General features: G+C 48.7%; 6 protein-coding genes. All 6 read left to right on the top strand.

All coding sequences use genetic code 11. The features are described from left to right. Positions 1-30 precede the first annotated feature (30 nt). A complete protein-coding gene (locus ACO6UY_RS10850; RefSeq protein WP_422489915.1) occupies positions 31-3,648 on the top strand; it encodes a DUF1601 domain-containing protein in 3,618 nt (1,205 codons plus the stop codon). Between the two features lie 53 nt (positions 3,649-3,701). After that, complete coding sequence (locus tag ACO6UY_RS10845; RefSeq protein ID WP_422449603.1) at positions 3,702-6,863, top strand: DUF1601 domain-containing protein; 3,162 nt, start codon at positions 3,702-3,704, stop codon at positions 6,861-6,863. A gap of 264 nt (positions 6,864-7,127) precedes the next feature. Beyond that, the gene (locus ACO6UY_RS10840; RefSeq protein WP_422449604.1) at positions 7,128-10,133 is read left to right on the top strand and encodes a DUF1601 domain-containing protein; all 3,006 of its coding nucleotides are present in this window, start codon (positions 7,128-7,130) and stop codon (positions 10,131-10,133) included. A gap of 60 nt (positions 10,134-10,193) precedes the next feature. After that, complete coding sequence (locus ACO6UY_RS10835) at positions 10,194-13,205, top strand: DUF1601 domain-containing protein (RefSeq protein ID WP_422489913.1); 3,012 nt, start codon at positions 10,194-10,196, stop codon at positions 13,203-13,205. A 54-nt stretch (positions 13,206-13,259) separates the two neighbouring features. Continuing rightward, entirely contained in the window at positions 13,260-16,271 is a 3,012-nt protein-coding gene (locus ACO6UY_RS10830; RefSeq protein ID WP_422489911.1) for a DUF1601 domain-containing protein, read from the top strand. Between the two features lie 53 nt (positions 16,272-16,324). Next, the coding region (locus ACO6UY_RS10825) for a DUF1601 domain-containing protein (protein ID WP_422489909.1) at positions 16,325-18,513 on the top strand (2,189 nt) is incomplete at its 3' end.

Raw genomic sequence — 18,513 nt, 5'->3', positions numbered from 1 at the left:
ATATTTCCCATGAATTAATGAAATATAATTATGGACAGAGGCAGTGCTGGTATAAGTTGGAAATGTACAACATCAGGTAATGATTATAATCAACCGGATGATCATGCAGGTGCTTCAGGAAGTGTACGATACCGGTATGGCACAGTGAGGCGGACGAATACTCCACTTCCCTATATCCCGGAGCGTCATGAATTTTATCCTGCTTCTGACGCCTGTTCTGCTCACCATCCACCAGGACATTCAATAAAACCTGTTCAGGATTTTAATGATCTCATCACACAAGCAAAAATGGATGACCTGGTGAGGATATCTACTCATTATGGTGATCGCTATGATGGGAAAAAACACAGTCAATTTGCCTGTTCAATCAAACAATTCACATCAAGGTCAAAAAGACCATTAAATCGTCGTGAACAATGCCAACTGATACCATTGTTGCACGCTTTTAAAGCGACACCCGGATGGCTCTGGCGAAGCCTGATGACAACAGTTCATTCATTTACGTCAGCGGGTGTCTTTACCCCTCATAAATACATGAATGAGAGAAGTAAGGAGGCTCAGGCAGCGTTATTGTCAACGTTACTTGATGCAGTAATAGTTAAGTGCAAGCAAAAACCTGAAGCCAGGGATATTGATGCCCAAGGTACCGCCAACCTGCTGTGGGCCCTGGCAAAAATAGTTGGTAACGGGCTGGAGCTGGAGAAAACACCGAAGATCAAAGAGGCCGTGGCCGCGCTGTTGCCCCTGGTGAAAATCAAAGCCGACTCAAAAGAGGGAAAATATCACTTTATTCCTCAGCATATCGCCAACCAGTTGTGGGCAGTGGCAAAATTGGTAGATAACGGGCTGGAGCTGGAGAAGACACCGAAGCTCAAAGAAGTTGTGGCCGCGCTGTTGCTCCATGTGAAAACGAAAGCCGAATCAAAAGAAGAGAAAGACCACTTCAAGCCACAGGAAGTCGCCAACTTGCTGTGGGCTCTGGCGAAACTGGTCGAAAACGGGTTGGATCTGGAGAAGACAGCGCAGCTAAAAGAGGCCGTAGCCGCGCTGTTGCACCATGTGAAAAGCAAAGCTGAATCAAAAGAAGAGAAAGACCACTTCAATCCACAGGCAGTCGCCAACCTGCTTTGGGCCGTGGCGAAACTGTTGGACAATGGTCTGAAGAAGACACCGACGTTCAGAGAGGCCGTGGCCGCGCTGCTGGCCAATGTGAAAACCAAAGCCGAATCAAAAGAAGAGAAAGACCACTTTATTCCTCAGCATATCACCAACCTGCTGTGGGCCGTGGCAAGATTAGTGGACAACGGGCTGGGGCTGGAGAAGACACCCAAGCTCAAAGAGGTCGTGGCCGCGCTGTTACCCCATGTGAAAACCAAAGCCGAAGCAAAAGAAGAGAAAGACCACTTTATTCCTCAGCATATCGCCAACCTGCTGTGGGCGGTGGCGAAATTGGTAGACAACGGGCTGGAGAAGACAGCGCAGCTAAAAGAGGCACTGGCCGTGCTGTTACCGCATGTGAAAACCAAAGCCGAATCAAAAGCAGAGAAAGACCACTTTATTCCTCAGCATATCACCAACCTGCTGTGGGCGGTGGCGAAATTGGTAGACAACGGGCTGGAGCTGGAGAAGACAGCGCAGCTAAAAGAGGCCGTGGCCGCGCTGCTACCCCATGTGAAAACCAAAGCCGAATCAAAAGCAGAGAAAGACCACTTTATTCCTCAGCATATCGCTAACCTGCTATGGGCCCTGGCAAAACTGGTGGACAACGGGCTGGAGATGACAGCGCAGCTAAAAGAGGCCGTGGCCGCGCTGCTACCCCATGTGAAAACCAAAGCCGAATCAAAAGAAGAGCAAGACCACTTCAAGCCACAGGCAGTCGCCAGCCTGCTGTGGGCCGTGGCAAAACTGGTTGACAACGGGCTGGAGCTGGAGAAGACAGCGAAGCTCAAAGAGGCCCTGGCCGCGCTGTTGTGCCATGTGAAAGCCAAAGCCGAATCAAAAGAAGAGAAAGACCACTTTATTCCTAAACATATCGCTAACCTGCTGTGGGCCTTGGCCAAACTGGTGGACAACGGGCTGGAGAAGACAGCGAAGTTGAAAGAGGCCCTGGCCGCGCTGTTGCACCATGTGAAAGCCAACGCCGAATCAAAAGAAGAGATAGACCACTTTAACACTCAATCTACCGCCAACCTGCTGTGGGCCGTGGCAAAACTGGTGGACAACGGGCTGGAGAAGACAGCGCAGCTCAAAGAGGTTGTGGCCGTGCTGTTGCCCCATGTGAAAGTCAAAGCCGAATCAACAGCAGAGAAAGACCACTTTATTCCTCAGCATATCGCTAACCTGCTGTGGGCCCTGGCAAAACTGGTGGACAACGGACTGGAACTGGAGAAGACACCCAGACTTAAAGAGGCCGTGGTCTGGTTGTTGCCCTATGTGAAAACCTACGCCGAATCAAAAGAAGAGAAAGACCGCTTCAGCACACAAGAGACCGTCAAAGTGCTGTGGGCCGTGGCGAAACTGGTAGACAACGGACTGGAGCTGGAGAAGACACCAAAGCTGAAAGAGGCCGTGGTTGCGCTGTTGCCCCATGTGACAACCAAAGCCAAATCATTAGAAGAGACAGACCCCTTTACTCCTCAGCATATCGCCAACCTCCTGTGGACCCTGGCGAAACTGGTGGAGAACAGGTGGAAGCTGGAGAAGACATCGAAGTTCAAAGAGGCTGTGGTCGCGCTGTTGCCCCATGTGCAAACCAAAGCCACATCAAAAGAAGAGAAAGACCAATTCAAGCCACAGGAAGTCGCCAACATGATATGGGCCGTGGCAAAACTGGGTGAGGCTATTGAGCTGAACGTGGTTAACACAACGTTTGCTTCCCTTCTCGGCAAAATCAGCGAAAACACCCCGCTCTCTCATCAAGGTAGACGGATGTCTCTGTGGGGAGTCATGGCATTCTGTGCCAGATTTTATCTGACCTACGGTAAAAATAATAAAAACTCGCTTGAAAAGCATATAGGTGAACTATTTTCTTGCCCGGGAAATACACCCTCAGGCAATACCGAGGATCAATCCATTATTGCCATGGTCACAAGTTGGCTGGGGATAGCGTGTCCGGTGGTTCCCCATTACCGAACAATCACTTCACAATCACAATCCACTTTTCGCAATCAACTCCGATCAAGCCTTCCGTCTTTGAAGATTGAAGAAGAAAAGAGTCTGAACTCATTACCTCCGGTTGACCTGCTACTGCCAGATTACAACATGGTGATCGACGTTCAGGGGCCCTCCCATTACGTGGGTGGTGATTTCAAAACCAAGAATGGTTCGACTTTGTTGAAAATCGCTCTGCTGAAAAAATTAGGATTTGAGGTCATTGAAATCCCGGTGAACAAGCTTGGGAACCAGGGTTCAATGAAAAGAGTTATTGAGCAAATAAAGATAAAGTTAGCCGACCCGCCGCAGGCTTATGACTCTGTGTTACATAACAGCGGCGAGGGGTCAGCAGATGAGGCATACGTTACTGCCGATGAAGGAGGGCAATTTTCAGATAGCTGTTATTTTACCGCTGTAGAATATTTAGAAGAGCAAACAGATAAACCAAAAAAGAGAAAAAGGAAGAGAAAAAAGCCAGTAAAAACTACTGCCTGATGATGCCGTAGAGTAGTCTACTTTTTATATTTCCCATGAATTAATGAAATATAATGATGGACAGAGGCGGTGCTGGTATCAGTTGGCAATGCGCAACATCAGGTAATGATTATAATCAACCGGATGATCGTACCGATTGTTCAAAGGGGGGGCGATACCGGCATGGCACAGTCAGACAGGTGAATACGTCACTTCCCTATACCCAGAAGCATAATGAATTTTATCCTGCTTCTGACGCCTGTTCTGCTAACCATCCAAGAAGACACTCATTAAAACCTGTTGATGATTTTAAGGCTCTTATCACACATGAAAAAGTGGATTGCCTGTTGAGGTTATCTACCCATTACGGTGATCGCTATGATGGTAAGAAACACAGTCAATTTGCCATTTCAATCAAACAATACACTGCAGCGTCAAAACGACCTTTGCATCACAGTGAACAACGTCAACTGATGCCATTGTTGTACGATTTTAAAGTGACAACCGGGTGGACCTGGCGAAGCCTGACGACAACGTTTCATTCATTTACTTCAGCGGGTGTTTTTACCTCTCATAAATACATGGAAGAGTGGGTTAAGGAAACTCAAGCGGCTTTACTGTCGACTTTACTTGATCAAGTACTACTCAAGTGCAACCAAAAACCTGAAGCCAGGTATCTTGATGTTCAAGGTATCAATAACCTGCTGTGGTCTGTAGCGAAACTGGTGGGCAACGGCCTGGCGCTGGAGAAAGCACCGAAGCTCAAAGAGGTTGTGGTTGCACTGTTGATCCATGTTAAAGCCAAAGCCAAAGCACCAGAAGAGAGAGAACACTTTATTCCTCAGCATATCGCCAACCTGCTGTGGTCTGTGGCGAAACTGGTGGACAACGGGCTGGAGCTGGACAAGACACTGGTGCTCAGAGAGGGGGTGGCCGCGCTGTTGCCCCATGTGATAGCCAAAGCTGGATCAGAGAAATACCACTTTATTCCTCAGCAGATTGCCAACCTGCTATGGGCCGTGACGAAATTGGTGGACAAGGGGTTGGAGAAAACACCAACGCTCAAAGGGGCCGTGGCCGCGCTGTTGCCTCATGTGAAAACCAAAGCCGAATCAAAGGAAGAGAAAGACCACTTTAACACTCAAGGTGTCGCCAACCTGCTGTGGGCCTTCGCGAAACTGGTGGACAATGGACTGGAGCTGGAGAAGATACCGAAACTCAAAGAGGCTGTGGCTGCGCTGTTGCCTCATGTAAAAACCAAAGCCGAATCAAAAGCAGAGAAAGGCCACTTTAACAATCAAGGTATCGCCAACCTGCTATGGGCCTTCGCGAAACTGGTGGACTACGGGCTGGAGCTGAAGAAGATGCCGACGCTCAAAGTGGCCGTGGCGGCGCTGTTGCCCCTGATGAAAACCAAAATCGAATCAACAGAAGAGAAAGACCAATTCAAGCTGCAGGAAGTCGCCTCTCTACAATGGGCTTTGGCGAAACTGGTGGACAATGGGCTGGAGCTGGAGAGGACACCGAAGCTCAAAGAGACTGTGGACGCAGTGTTGATTCATGTTGAAGCCAAATCAAAAGAAGAGAAGAACCACTTCAATCCTCAGCAAATTTCCAACCTTATATGGGCGGCGGCGAAATTGGTAGACAACGGGCTGGAGCTGGAGAAAACACCGAAACTCAAAGAGGTCGTGGCTGTGCTGTTGCCCCTGATGAAAACCAAAGCTGAATCAAAAGAAGAGAAAGACCACCTTATTCCTCAGCATGTCACCAACCAGCTGTGGGCCCTGGCGAAACTGGTAGACAACGGGCTGAAGCTAAAGAAGACTCCGCAGCTCAACGAGGCTGTGGCCGCGCTGTTGCCCCATGTGAAAACCAAAGCTGAAGCAAAAGAAGAGAAAGACCGCTTCAGGCCACAGGGAGTCGCCAATCTGCTGTGGTCCATGGCGAAACTGGTAGACAACGGACTGGAACCGGAGAAGACACCCAGGCTTAAAGAGGCCGTGACCTGGTTGTTGCCCTATGTGAAAACCTACGCCGAATCAAAAGAAGAGAAAGACCGCTTCAGCGCAAAAGATACCGCCAACTCGCTGTGGGCCATGGCGAAACTGGTAGACAACGGACTGGTGCCGGAGAAGACACCGAAGCTGAAAGAGGCCGTGGTTGCGCTGTTGCCCCAGGTGACCAGCAAAGCCGAATCATTAGACGAGACCGACCACTTTTCTCATCAGCATATTGCCAACCTGCTGTGGGCCCTGGCGAAACTGGTGGAGAACGGGTTGAAGCTGGTGAAGACATCGGAACTCAAAGAGTCCGTAGTCGCGCTGTTGTCCCTGATGCAAACCAAAGCCGAATCAAAAGAAGAGAATGAGCGCTTCAAGCCACAGGAAGTCGCCAGCATGATGTGGTCCGTGGCAAAACTGGGTGAGGTGATTGAGCTGAAGGTGGTTGAATCAACGTTCGATTTTCTTGTCGGCAAAAACAGCGAAAACCTCCAGCTCCCTCAGCAAAGTAGATGGATGTCTCTGTGGGGAGTCATGGCATTCTGTGCCAGATGTTATCTTAACTACGGTAAAAATAATAAAAACTCACTTGAAAAGCATGTAGGTGAACTATTTTCCCGCCTGGGAAATACCTCCTCAGGCAGTATCGAGGATCAATCCATTATTGCCATGGCCGCAAGCTGGCTTGGAAGAGCGTGTCCGGTCACCCCCCAATACCCGACAATTATTTCACAATCTCAATCCACCTTCCTCGATCAACTCAAATCAAGCCTTCCGTCGTTGAAGATTGAAGAAGAAAAGAGTCTGAACTCATTACCTCCGGTTGACCTGCTACTGCCAGATTACAACATGGTTATCGACATTCAGGGACCTTCTCATTACGTGAGTGGTGATTTCAAAACCAGAAATGGTTCGACTTTGTTGAAAATCGCCTTGCTGCAAAAATCAGGATTTGAGGTCCTTGAAATTCCGGTGAACAAGCTTTGGAAACAGGATTCAATGAAACGAGTTATTGAGCAAATAAAGATAAAGTTAGCAGTCCCGCCACAGGCTCATGGCGTGTTCCATACCAGTGGTGAGGCGGCGGCAGATGAGGCATACGTTACTGCTGATGAAGGAGAGCCATTTTCCGATGACGGTTATGTTACCGCCGAAGAATATTTGGAAGAGCCAATAAATAAACCCAAAAAGAGAAAAAGGAAGAGAAAAAAACCAGTAAAAACTACGGCCTGATGAGGCTCTGGGAGGCTGTCCGAGAATAGACTGCCCTACGCGGCAACTGCTCCTGCGTTGCCCTAGCTCCTGCATCCATGCAGTCGTGCGGCGACAGCAAATTGGTCTAAAAATCCGCTTTTGTTCGGCAAATAGCCCCGCTATTCACCTCACAAAACCAAATTTTTATCCTCAATTTTCTCCCGTCCTCGCGACGGGCGCTATTCTCGGAAAGCCTCCTGGAGTAGTCTACTTTTTATATTTCCCATGAATTAATGAAATATAATGATGGACAGAGGCGGTGCTGGTATCAGTTGGCAATGCGCAACATCAGGTAATGATTATAAACAACCGGATGATCGTACCGATTCTTCAAAGAGTGGGCGATACTGGCATGGCTCAGTCAGACAGGTGAATGCGCCACTCGCCTGTATCCAGAAGCGTAATGAGTATCGTGCTTCTGACGGCTTTTCTGCTAACCATGCAAAAAAACACTCAATAAAACCTGTTCATGATTTTAATGCTCTCATCACACAAGAAAGAATGGATTACCTGCTGAGCATATCTGCGCGTTATAGCGATCGCTATGATGGTAAAAAACACAGTCAATTTGCCACCTTAATCAAACAATACACTTCAGCATCAAGACGACCTTTGCATCATAGTGAACAACGCCAACTGATACCATTTTTGCACAATTTTAAAGCTACCTCCGGGTGGACCTGGCGAAGTCTGGCGACAACGCTTCATTCATTTACTTCAGCGGGTGTTTTTACCCCTCATAAGTACATGAGTGAGGGAAGTAAGGAAACTCAGGAAGCTTTATTGTCAACTTTACTTGATGCAGTAATACGTAAGTGCAACCAAAAACCTGAAACCAGGGATATTGATGCACAAGGTGCCGCCAACCTGCTGTGGGCCCTGGCGAAACTGGTGAACAACGGGCTGGAGCTGGAGAAGACACCGAAGCTCAAAGAGACCGTGGCCGCGCTATTGCCCTTGGTGAAGACCAAAGCCGAATCAAAAGAAGAGAAAGACGATTTTATCCCTCAGCATATCTCCAACCTGCTGTGGGCCGTGGCGAAATTAGTAGACAACGGGCTGGAGCTGAAGAAGACACCAAAACTCAAAGAGGTCGTGGCCGCGCTGTTGCCCCTGGTGAAAACCAAAGCCAAATCAAAAGAAGAGAAAGACCATTTTATCCCTCAGCATATCTCCAACCTGCTGTGGGCCGTGGCAAAATTGGTGGACAACGGGCTGGAGAAGACACCAACGCTCAAAGGAACGGTAGCCACGCTGCTGCCCCTGATGAAAGCCAACACCGAATCAAAAAAAGAGAAAGACCACTTCAACACTCAAGCTACCGCCAACCTGCTGTGGACTCTGGCGAAACTGGTAGACAACGGGCTGGAGAAGGCAGCGCAGTTCCAAGAGGCTGTGGCCGCGCTGCTGCCCCACGTGACAACCAAAGCCGAATCAAAAGAAGAGAAAGACCACTTCAACACACAGGAGGTTGCCAGCCTGCTGTGGGCCTTGGCGAAACTGTTGGACAACGGGCTGGAACCTGAGAAAACACAGAAGCTCAAAGAAGCCGTCGTCGCGCTGCTGTCCCGGGTGAAAGCCAAAGCCGAATCACAAGAAGAGAAAGACCACTTTAATCCTCAGGATATCACCAACCTGCTGTGGGCTGTGGCGAAACTGGTGGACAATGGACTGGAGCTGGAGAAAACACCGAAGCTCAAACAGGTCGTAGCCGCGCTGTTGCCCCATGTGACAACCAAAGCCGAATCAAAAGAACAGAAAGACCGCTTTATTCCTCTGCATATCGCCAACCTGCTGTGGGCCATGGCAAAACTGGTGGACAATGGTCTGGAGCTGAAGAAGATACCGAAGCTAAAAGAGGCCGTGGCCACGCTGTTGCCCCAGGTAAAAACCAAAGCCGAATCAAAGGCAGAGAAAGACCACTTTAATGCACAGCATATCGCCAACCTGCTGTGGGCTTTGGCGAAACTGGTGGACAATGGACTGGAGCTGGAGATAACACCGAAGCTCAAACAGGTCGTAGCCGCGTTGTTGCCCCATGTGACAAGCAAAGCCGAATCAAAAGAACAGAAAGACCGCTTTATTCCTCAGCATATTGCCAACCTGCTGTGGGCCTTGGCAAAACTGGTGGACAACGGACTGGAGCTGGAGAAGACAGCGAAGCTCAAAGAGGCCCTGGCTACGCTGTTGTACCATGTGAAAACCAAAGCCGAATCGAAAGAAGAGAGAGACCGCTTCAAGCCACAGGGAGTGGCCAACCTGTTGTGGGCCTTGGCGAAACTGGTGGACAACGGGCTGGAGCTCGAGAAGACAGCGAAGCTTAAAGAGACCCTGGCCGCGCTGTTGTACCATGTAAAAACCACAGCCGAATCAAAAGAAGAGAGAGACCACTTCAATACTCAAGGTACCGTCAACCTGCTGTGGGCCATGGCAAAACTGGGTGAGGCCATTGAGCTGAACCTGGTTAAATCTATGTTCGGTTCTCTTGCCGACAGAATCAGTGAAACCCCTCAGCTTTCTCTGCAAAATACTTGGATGTCTCTCTGGGGAGTCATGGTATTCTGTGCCAGGTTATATCTGTACTTCGGTAGAGATAATAAAAACCCGCTTGAAAAGCACATAGGTGAACTATTTTCTCGCCTGGGAAATACATCCCCGAAGAATATAGAGGCTCAAACCGTCATTGCCATGGCCGCCAGTTGGCTTGGGCGACCGTGTCCGGTGGTCCCCTATTACCAGACAATTATTTCACAATCTCAATCTACCTTCTGCGAGCAACTCCGATTGAGCCTTCCGTCTTTGAAGATTGAAGAAGAAAAGAGTCTGAACTCACTACCTCCGGTTGACCTGCAACTGCCAGATTACAACACGGTGATCGACGTTCAGGGACCTTCTCATTACGTTAGTGGTGATTTCAAAATCAGGAATGGTTCGACTTTATTGAAAGTCGCTCTGCTGAAAAAATTAGGATTTGAGGTCATTGAAATCCCGGTGAACAAGCTTGGGAACCAGGATTCAATGAAAATAGTTATTGAGCAAATAAAGGAAAAGTTAGCCGCTCTCCCAGAAGCTCATGGCTCTGTGTCACTTAGCAGCGGTGAGTGGGCGGCAGACGAGGCATATTTTACTGCTGATGAGGGAGGGCAATTTTCGGATGACTGTTATTTTACCGCTGAAGAATATTTAGAAGAGCAAATAAATAAACCAAAAAAGAGAAAAAGGAAGAGAAAAAAAGCCAGTAAAAACTAATGCCTGATGAGGCCGTAGAGTAGTCTACTTTTTATATTTCCCATGAATTAATGAAATATAATGATGGACAAAGGCGGTGCTGGTATCAGTTGGCAAGGCACAACATCAGGTAATGATTATAAACAACCGGATGATCGTACCGATTTTTCAACGGCTGGGCGATATTGCCATGGCACAGTCAGACAGGTGAATGCGCCACTCCCCTATATCCAGAAGTGTCATGAATTTTATCGTGCTTCTGACGCCTGCTCTGCTAACCATCCAACAAGACATTCAGTAAAACCTGTCCATTATTTTAATACTCTCATCACACAAGAAAGAATGGATTACCTGGTGAGCATATCTGCTCGTTTCGGTGATCGCTATGATGGGAAAAAACACAGTCAATTTGCCACTTTAATCAAACAATACACTTTAGCGTCAAGACGACCTTTGCATCATAGTGAACAACGCCAACTGATACCATTGTTGCACAATTTTAAAGCAACCGCCGGGTGGACCTGGCGGAGCCTGACGACAACGCTTCATTCATTTACGTCAGCGGGTGTTTTTACCCCTGACAAATACATGAATAAGGGAAGTAAGGAAACTCAGGCAGATTTACTGTCAACTTTACTTGATGCAGTAATACTTAAGTCCGACCAAAAACCTGAAACCGGGGATATTGATGCACAAGGTAGCGCCAACCTGCTGTGGGCCATGGCGAAACTGGTGAATGAGCTGGAGCTGGAAAAGACACCCAGACTCAAAGAGGCTGTGGCCGCGCTGTTGCCCAAGGTGAAAACCAAAGCCGAGTCAAAAGAGGAGAAAGACCACTTTATCCCTCAGCACATCTCCAACCTGCTGTGGGCCGTGGCGAAATTGGTAGACAACGGGCTGGAGAAAACACCAAAGCTCAAAGGTGCTGTAGCCGCGCTTTTGCCCCACGTGACAACCAAAGCCGAATCAAAAGAAGAGAAAGACCACTTCAAGCTACAGGAAGTCGTCAACCTGCTGTGGGCCATGGCAAAACTGGTGGACAACGGGCTGGCGCTGGAGAATGCAGCGAAGCTCAAAGAGGCCGTGACCACGCTGTTGCCCCAGGTAAAAACCAAAGCCGAATCAAAGGCAGAGAAAGACCACTTTAATGCACAGCATATCGCCAACCTGTTGTGGGCCGTGGCGAAATGGGTGGACAACGGGCTGGAGTTGAAGACACCGAAGCTCAAAGAGGCCTTGGTTGCTCTGCTGCCCCGGGTGAGAACCAAAGCCGAATCAACAGAAGAGAAAGACCACTTCAAGCCACAGGAACTCACCAACCTGCTGTGGGCCCTGGCGAAACTGGTGGACAATGGGCTGAAGCTGAAGAAGCTACCGAAGCTCAAAGAGATTATGGCCGCGCTGTTTTCCCAGGTAAAAAACCAGGCCGAATCAAAAGAAGAGAAAGACCGCTTCAAGCCACAGCACCTCGCCAACTTGCTGTGGGCCGTGGCGAAACTGGTGGACAACGGGCTGGAACTGGAGAAGACACCGAAGCTCAAAGAGGCCTTGGCCGCGCTGCTGCCCCGGGTGAAAACCAAAGCTGAATCAACAGAAGAGAAAGACCACTTTATTCCTCAGCATATCGCCAATCTGCTGTGGGCCGTGGCGAAACTGGTGGGCAATGGGCTGGAGAAGACAGCGAAGCTCGACGAGGTTGTGACCACGCTGTTGCCCCATGTGAAAACCAAAGCCGAATTAACAGAAGAAAAAGACCACTTCAAGTCACAGGAAGTCACCAACCTGCTGTGGGCCCTGGCGAAACTGGTAGACAACAGACTGGATCTGGGGAAGACACCGGAGCTCAAAGAGTCCGTGGTCGCGCTGTTGCCCCATGTGAAAACCAAAGCCGAATCAACAGCAGAGAAAGATCACTTGAAGCCACAGGAAGTCACCAACCTGCTGTGGGCCTTGGCGAAACTGGTGGACAATGGGCTGGAGCTGGAGACGACAGCAACGCTCAAAGAGGTCGTGGCCGCACTGCTGCTCGATGTGAAAACCAAAGCCGAGTCAAAAGAAGAGAAAGACCACTTTATTCCACAGCATATCGCCAACCTGCTGTGGGCCGTGGTGACACTGTTGGAAAACGGGTTGGAGCTGAAGAAGACACCGAAGCTCAAAGAAGTTTTGGCCGCGCTGTTGCACCATGTGCAAGCCAAAGCCGAATCAAAAGAAATGAAAAACCATTTCAAGCCACAGGAGGTCACCACACTGGTGTGGTCAGTGGCAAAACTGGGTGAGGCCATTGAGCTGAACCTGGTTAAATCTATGTTCGATTCTCTTGTCGACAGCATCAGTGAAAACCCTCAGCTCTCTCAGCAAGATATATCAATGGCTCTATGGGGAGTCATGGTATTCAGTGCCAGGTATTATCTGTACTTCGGTGACGATAATAAAAACGCCCTTGAAAAGCACATAGATGAACTGTTCTCTCGCCTGGAAAGTCCATCCCCGTGCAATACAGAGTTTCCATTCATCACGGCCATGGCTGCAAGTTGGCTTGGGAGGGCGTGTCCAGTGGGCCCCCATTACCGGACAATCATTTCCCAATCTCAATCCATCTTACGCGATCAGCTCCAGTCAAGCCTTCCGTCTTTGAATATTAAAGAAGAGCAGAGTCTGAACTCATTACCTCCGGTTGACCTGCAACTGCCAGATTACAATACGGTGATCGACGTTCAGGGACCTTGTCATTACGTGAGTGGTGATTTCAAAACCAGGAATGGTTCGACTTTATTGAAAGTCGCTCTGCTGAAAAGATTAGGATTTGAGGTTATTGAAATACCGGTGGACAAGCTTTGGAAGCAGGATTCAATGACAAGAGTTATTGAGCAAATAAAGACAAAGTTAGCCGTCTCGCCAGAGGCCCATGGTCCTGTGACCCCTGACAGCAGCGACTGGGCGGTAGATGAGGCCTATTTTACTGCTGATGAAGGGGGGCAATTTTCGGATGACTGTTATTTTACCGCTGAAGAATATATAGAAGAGCAAATAAATAAACCCAAAAAGAGAAAAAGGAAGAGAAAAAAGCCAGTAAAAACTGCTGCCCGATGATGACGTAGAGTAGTCTACATTTTATATTTTCAATGAATTAATGAAATTATAATTATGGACAAAGGCGGTGCTGGTATAAGTTGGACATGCACAACATCAGGCAATAATGATTATAATCAACCAGATGATCATACCGGTGCTTCAGGGAGTGGGCGATACAGGTATGGCACAGTGAGGCGGACGAATACTCCACTTCCCTATATTCCGGATCGTCATGAATTTTATCCTGCCTCTGACGCCTGCTCTGCTAACCATTCACCAAGACATTCAATAAAACCTGTTCAGGATTTTAATGCTCTCATCACACAAGCAAAAATGGATGACCTGGTGAGCATATCTGCTCGTTTTGGTGATCGCTATAATGGGAAAAAACACAGTCAATTTGCCTGTTCAATCAAACAATACACATCAAGGTCAAAAAGACCATTAAATCACAGTGAACAATGCCAACTGATACCATTGTTGCATGCTTTTAAAGCGACACGCGGATGGCCTTGGCGAAGCCTGACGACAACGGTTCATTCATTTACATCAGCGGGTGTTTTTACCCCACATAAGTACATGAATGAGAGAAGCAAGGAGGCTCAGGCAGCTTTTTTGTCAACGTTACTTGATGCAGTAATACTTAAGTGCAACCAAAAACCTGACGCCATGGGTATTGATACCCAAGGTACCGCCAATCTGCTGTGGGCCCTGGCAAAAATGGTGGGCAACGGGCTTGAGCTGGAGACGACACCAAAGCTCAAAGAAGCCGTCGCCACGCTGTTGCCCCTTGTAAAAACCAAAGCCGAATCAAAAGAAGAGAAAGACCATTTTATCCCTCAGCATATCTCCAACCTGCTGTGGGCAGTGGCGAAATTAGTAGACAACGGGCTGGAGCTGGAGAAAACGCCGAAGCTCAAAGAGGCCGTAGCTGCGCTGCTGCCCCATGTGAAAACCAAAGCCGAATCACAAGAAGGGAAAGATCACTTCAACACTCAAGGTACTGCCAACCTGCTGTGGGCCATGGCAAAAATGGTGGACAATGGGCTGGAGAAAACACCGAAGCTCAACGAGGCGATAGCCGCGCTGTTGCCCCATGTAAAAACCAAAGCCGAATCAAAAGAAGAGAAAGACCGCTTCAAGCCACAGGAAGTCGCCAACCTGGTGTGGGCCGTGGCGAAACTGGTGGATAACGGGCTGGAGCTGGAGAAGACCGCGATCCTCAAAGAGGCCGTGGCCGTGCTTTTGTACCATGTGAAAACCCAAGCCGAATCAAAAGAAGAGAAAGACCATTTTATCCCTCAGTATATCTCCAACCTGCTGTGGGCAGTGGCGAAATTGGTAGACAACGGGCTGGAGCTGGAGAAAACACCGAAGCTCAAAGAGGCCGTAGCTGCACTGCTGCCCCATGTGAAAACCAAAGCCGAATCAAAAGAAGGGAAAGATCACTTCAACACTCAAGGTACTGCCAACCTGCTGTGGGCCCTGGCAAAAATGGTGGACAATGGGCTGCAGCTGAAGAAGATACCGAAGCTCAAAGAGGTTATGGCCGCGCTGTTTCCCCAGGTCAAAAACCAAGCCGAATCAAAAGAAGAGAAAGACCACTTCAAGCCACAGCACCTCGCCAACTTGCTGTGGGCCGTGGCGAAACTGGTGGACAACGGGCTGGAGAAGACAGCGAAGCTCAACGAGGCTGTAACCGCGCTGTTGCCCCATGTGAAAACCAAAGCCGAATTAACAGAAGAAAAAGACCACTTCAAGCCACAGGAAGTCACCAACCTGCTGTGGGCCCTGGCGAAACTGGTAGACAATGGGCTGGAGCTGGAGAAGACACCGAAGCTCAAAGAGTCCGTGGCTGCGCTGTTGCCCCAGGTGAAAACCAAAGCCGAATCAACAGCAGAGAAAGACCACTTGAAGCCACAGGAAGTCGCCAACCTGCTGTGGGCCTTGGCGAAACTGGTGGACAATGGGTTGGAGAAGACAGCAACGCTCAAAGAGGCCTTGGCCGTGCTGCTGCTCGATGTGAAAACCAAAGCCGAGTCAAAAGAAGAGAAAGACCACTTTATTTCACAGCATATCGCCAAACTGCTGTGGACCGTGGTGACACTGTTGGAAAACGGGTTGGGGCTGGAGAAGACACCGAAGCTCAAAGAAGTCTTGGCCGTGCTGTTGCACCATGTGCAAGCCAAAGCCGAATCAAAAGAAATGAAAAACCATTTCAAGCCACAGGAGGTCACCACACTGGTGTGGTCCGTGGCAAAACTGGGTGAGGCCATTGAGCTGAACCTGGTTAAATCTATGTTCGATTCTCTTGTCGACAGAATCAGTGAAAACCCTCAGCTCTCTCAGCAAGATATATCAATGGCTCTCTGGGGAGTCATGGTATTTAGTGCCAGGTATTATCTGTACTTCGGTGACGATAATAAAAACGCCCTTGAAAAGCACATAGATGAACTGTTTTCTCGCCTGGAAAGTCCATCCCCGTGCAATTCAGAGTTTCCATTCATCACTGCCATGGCTGCAAGTTGGCTTGGGAGGGCGTGTCCAGTGGGCCCCCATTACCGGACAATCATTTCCCAATCTCAATCCATCTTACGCGATCAGCTCCAGTCAAGCTTTCCGTCTTTGAAGATTAAAGAAGAACAGAGTCTGAACTCATTACCTCCGGTTGACCTGCAACTGCCAGATTACAACACGGTGATCGATGTTCAGGGACCTTCTCATTACGTGAGTGGTGATTTCAAAACCAGGAATGGTTCGACTTTATTGAAAGTCGCTCTGCTGAAAAGATTAGGATTTGAGGTTATTGAAATACCGGTGGACAAGCTTTGGAAGCAGGATTCAATGACAAGAGTTATTGAGCAAATAAAGACAAAGTTAGCTGTCTCGCCAGAGGCCCATGGTCCTGTGTCACCTGACAGCAGCGAGTGGGCGGCAGATGAGGCATATTTTACTGCTGATGAAGGAGGGCAATTTTCGGATGACTGTTATTTTACCGCTGAAGAATATTTAGAAGAGCAAATAAATAAACCAAAAAAGAGAAAAAGGAAGAGAAAAAAAGCCAGTAAAACTAATGCCTGTTGATGCCGTAGAGTAGTCTACATTTTATGTTTCCCATGAATTAATGAAATATAATTATGGACAGAGGTGGTGCTGGTATAAGTTGGGCATGCACAACATCAGGTAATGATTACAATCAATCGGATGATCATACCGGTGCTTCAGGGAGTGGGCGATACAGGTATGGCACAGTGAGGCGGATGAATACTCCACTCCCCTATATCCCGGCGCGTCATGAATTTTATCGTGCTTCTGACGCCTGCTCTGCTAACCATCCACCAAGACATTCAATAAAACCGGTTCAGGATTTTAATGCTCTCATCACACAAGAAAGAATGGATGAACTGATGAGGATATCTACTCATTATGGTGATCGCTATAATGGGAAAAAACACAGTCAATTTGCCACTTTAATTAAACAATACACATTAGCGTCACAACGATCTTTAAATCACAGTGAACAACGTCAACTGATACCATTGTTACACAATTTTAAAGCGACACCCCTGTGGGGCTGGCGAAGCCTGACGACAACGTTTCATTCATTTACTTCGGCGGGTGTTTTTACCCCTCATACATACATGGATGCGTGTGTTAAGGAAACTCAAGCTGTTCTACTGTCAAATTTGCTTGATCTGGTAATACTTAAGTGCAACCAAAAACCTGAAACCAGGGATATTGATGCGCAAGGTACCGCCAACCTGCTGTGGGCCTTGGCGAAACTGGTGGGCAACGGGCTGGAGTTGGAAAAGACACCCAGGATCAAAGAGGCTGTTGCTGCGCTGTTGCCCCGGGTGAAAACCAAAGCCGAATCAAAAGAAGAAAAAGACCACTTTATTCCTCAGCATATCTCCAACCTGCTGTGGGCGTTGGCGAAATTGGTAGACAACGGGCTGGAGCTGGAGAAAACACCGAAGCTCAAAGAGGCCTTAGCTGCGCTGCTGCCCCATGTGAAAACCAAAGCCGAATCAAAAGCAGAGAAAGACCACTTCAACATTCAAGCTACCACCAACCTGCTGTGGACTCTGGCGAAACTGGTGGACAACGGGCTGGAGCTGGAGAAGACAGCGCAGCTCAAAGAGGCCGTGGCCGCGCTGTTACGCCATGTGAAAACCAAAGCCGAATCAAAAGAAGAGAAAGACCACTTCGACACTCAAGCGACCGCCAACCTTCTTTGGGCCATGGCGAAACTGTTGGACAATGGGCTGGAGTTGGAGAAGGCTCCGAAGCTCAAAGAGGCGGTAGCCGCGCTGTTACCCGATGTGAAAACCAAAGCCGAATCAAAAGAAGAGAAAGACCACTTTATTCCTCAGCATATCGCCAACCTGCTGTGGGCCTTCGCGAAACTGGTGGACAACGGACTGAAGCTGGAGAAGACAGCGAAGCTCAAAGAGGCCGTCGCCGCACTGTTGCCCCATGTGAAAACCAGAGCCGAATCAAAAGAAGCGAAAGACCACTTTATTCCTCAACATATCGCCAATCTGCTGTGGGCCTTGGCGAAACTGGTCGAAAACGGGCTGGAGATTGAGAAAACACCGCAGCTCAAAGTTGCCGTTGCTGCGCTGTTGCCCCGGGTGAAAACCAAAGCCGAATCAAAAGAAGAGAGAGACCACTTCAATCCACAGGAAGTCGCCAACCTGATGTGGGCCGTGGCGAAACTGGTGGACAACAGGCTGGATCTGGGGAAGACACCGAAGCTCAAAGAGACCGTAGCCGCACTTTTGTCCTATGTAAAAACCAGAGCCGAATCAAAACAACAGAAAGTGCACTTTATTCCTCAACATATAACCAGCCTGCTGTGGGCCGTGGCGAAACTGGTGGACAATGGGCTGGAGATGACAGCGAAGCTCAAAGAAGTTGTGGCCGCGCTGTTGCCACATGTAAAAACCAAAGCCGAATCAAAAGAAGAGAAAGACCACTTCAACACTCAAGGTATCACTAACCTGCTGTGGGCTGTGGCGAAACTGGTGGACAATGGGCTGGCGTTAGAGAAGGCACCAAAGCTAACCGAGGCGGTAGCCGCGCTGTTACCCCATGTGAAAACCAAAGCCGAATCAAAAGAAGAGAAAGACCACTTTATTCCTCAGCATATCGCCAATCTGCTGTGGGCCTTGGCAAAACTGGTGGACAACGGGCTGGAGCTGGAGCTGGAGAAGACAGCGATCCTCACAGAGGCCCTGGCCGCGCTTTTGTACCATGTGAAAACCAAAGCCAAATCAAAAGAAGAGAAAGACCACTTTATTCCTCAGCATATCGCCAACCTGTT

The sequence above is a fragment of the Endozoicomonas sp. ALE010 genome (assembly GCF_049310165.1).
Classification (GTDB): domain Bacteria; phylum Pseudomonadota; class Gammaproteobacteria; order Pseudomonadales; family Endozoicomonadaceae; genus Endozoicomonas.
This window is presented reverse-complemented; position numbering and strand designations above follow the sequence as displayed.

Coding starts and splice junctions, on each gene's coding strand:
- ACO6UY_RS10850 (WP_422489915.1), top strand. CDS start 31: ATGGACAGAGGCAGTGCTGGTATAAGTTGGAAATGTACAACATCAGGT.
- ACO6UY_RS10835 (WP_422489913.1), top strand. CDS start 10,194: ATGATGGACAAAGGCGGTGCTGGTATCAGTTGGCAAGGCACAACATCA.
- ACO6UY_RS10845 (WP_422449603.1), top strand. CDS start 3,702: ATGATGGACAGAGGCGGTGCTGGTATCAGTTGGCAATGCGCAACATCA.
- ACO6UY_RS10840 (WP_422449604.1), top strand. CDS start 7,128: ATGATGGACAGAGGCGGTGCTGGTATCAGTTGGCAATGCGCAACATCA.
- ACO6UY_RS10830 (WP_422489911.1), top strand. CDS start 13,260: ATGGACAAAGGCGGTGCTGGTATAAGTTGGACATGCACAACATCAGGC.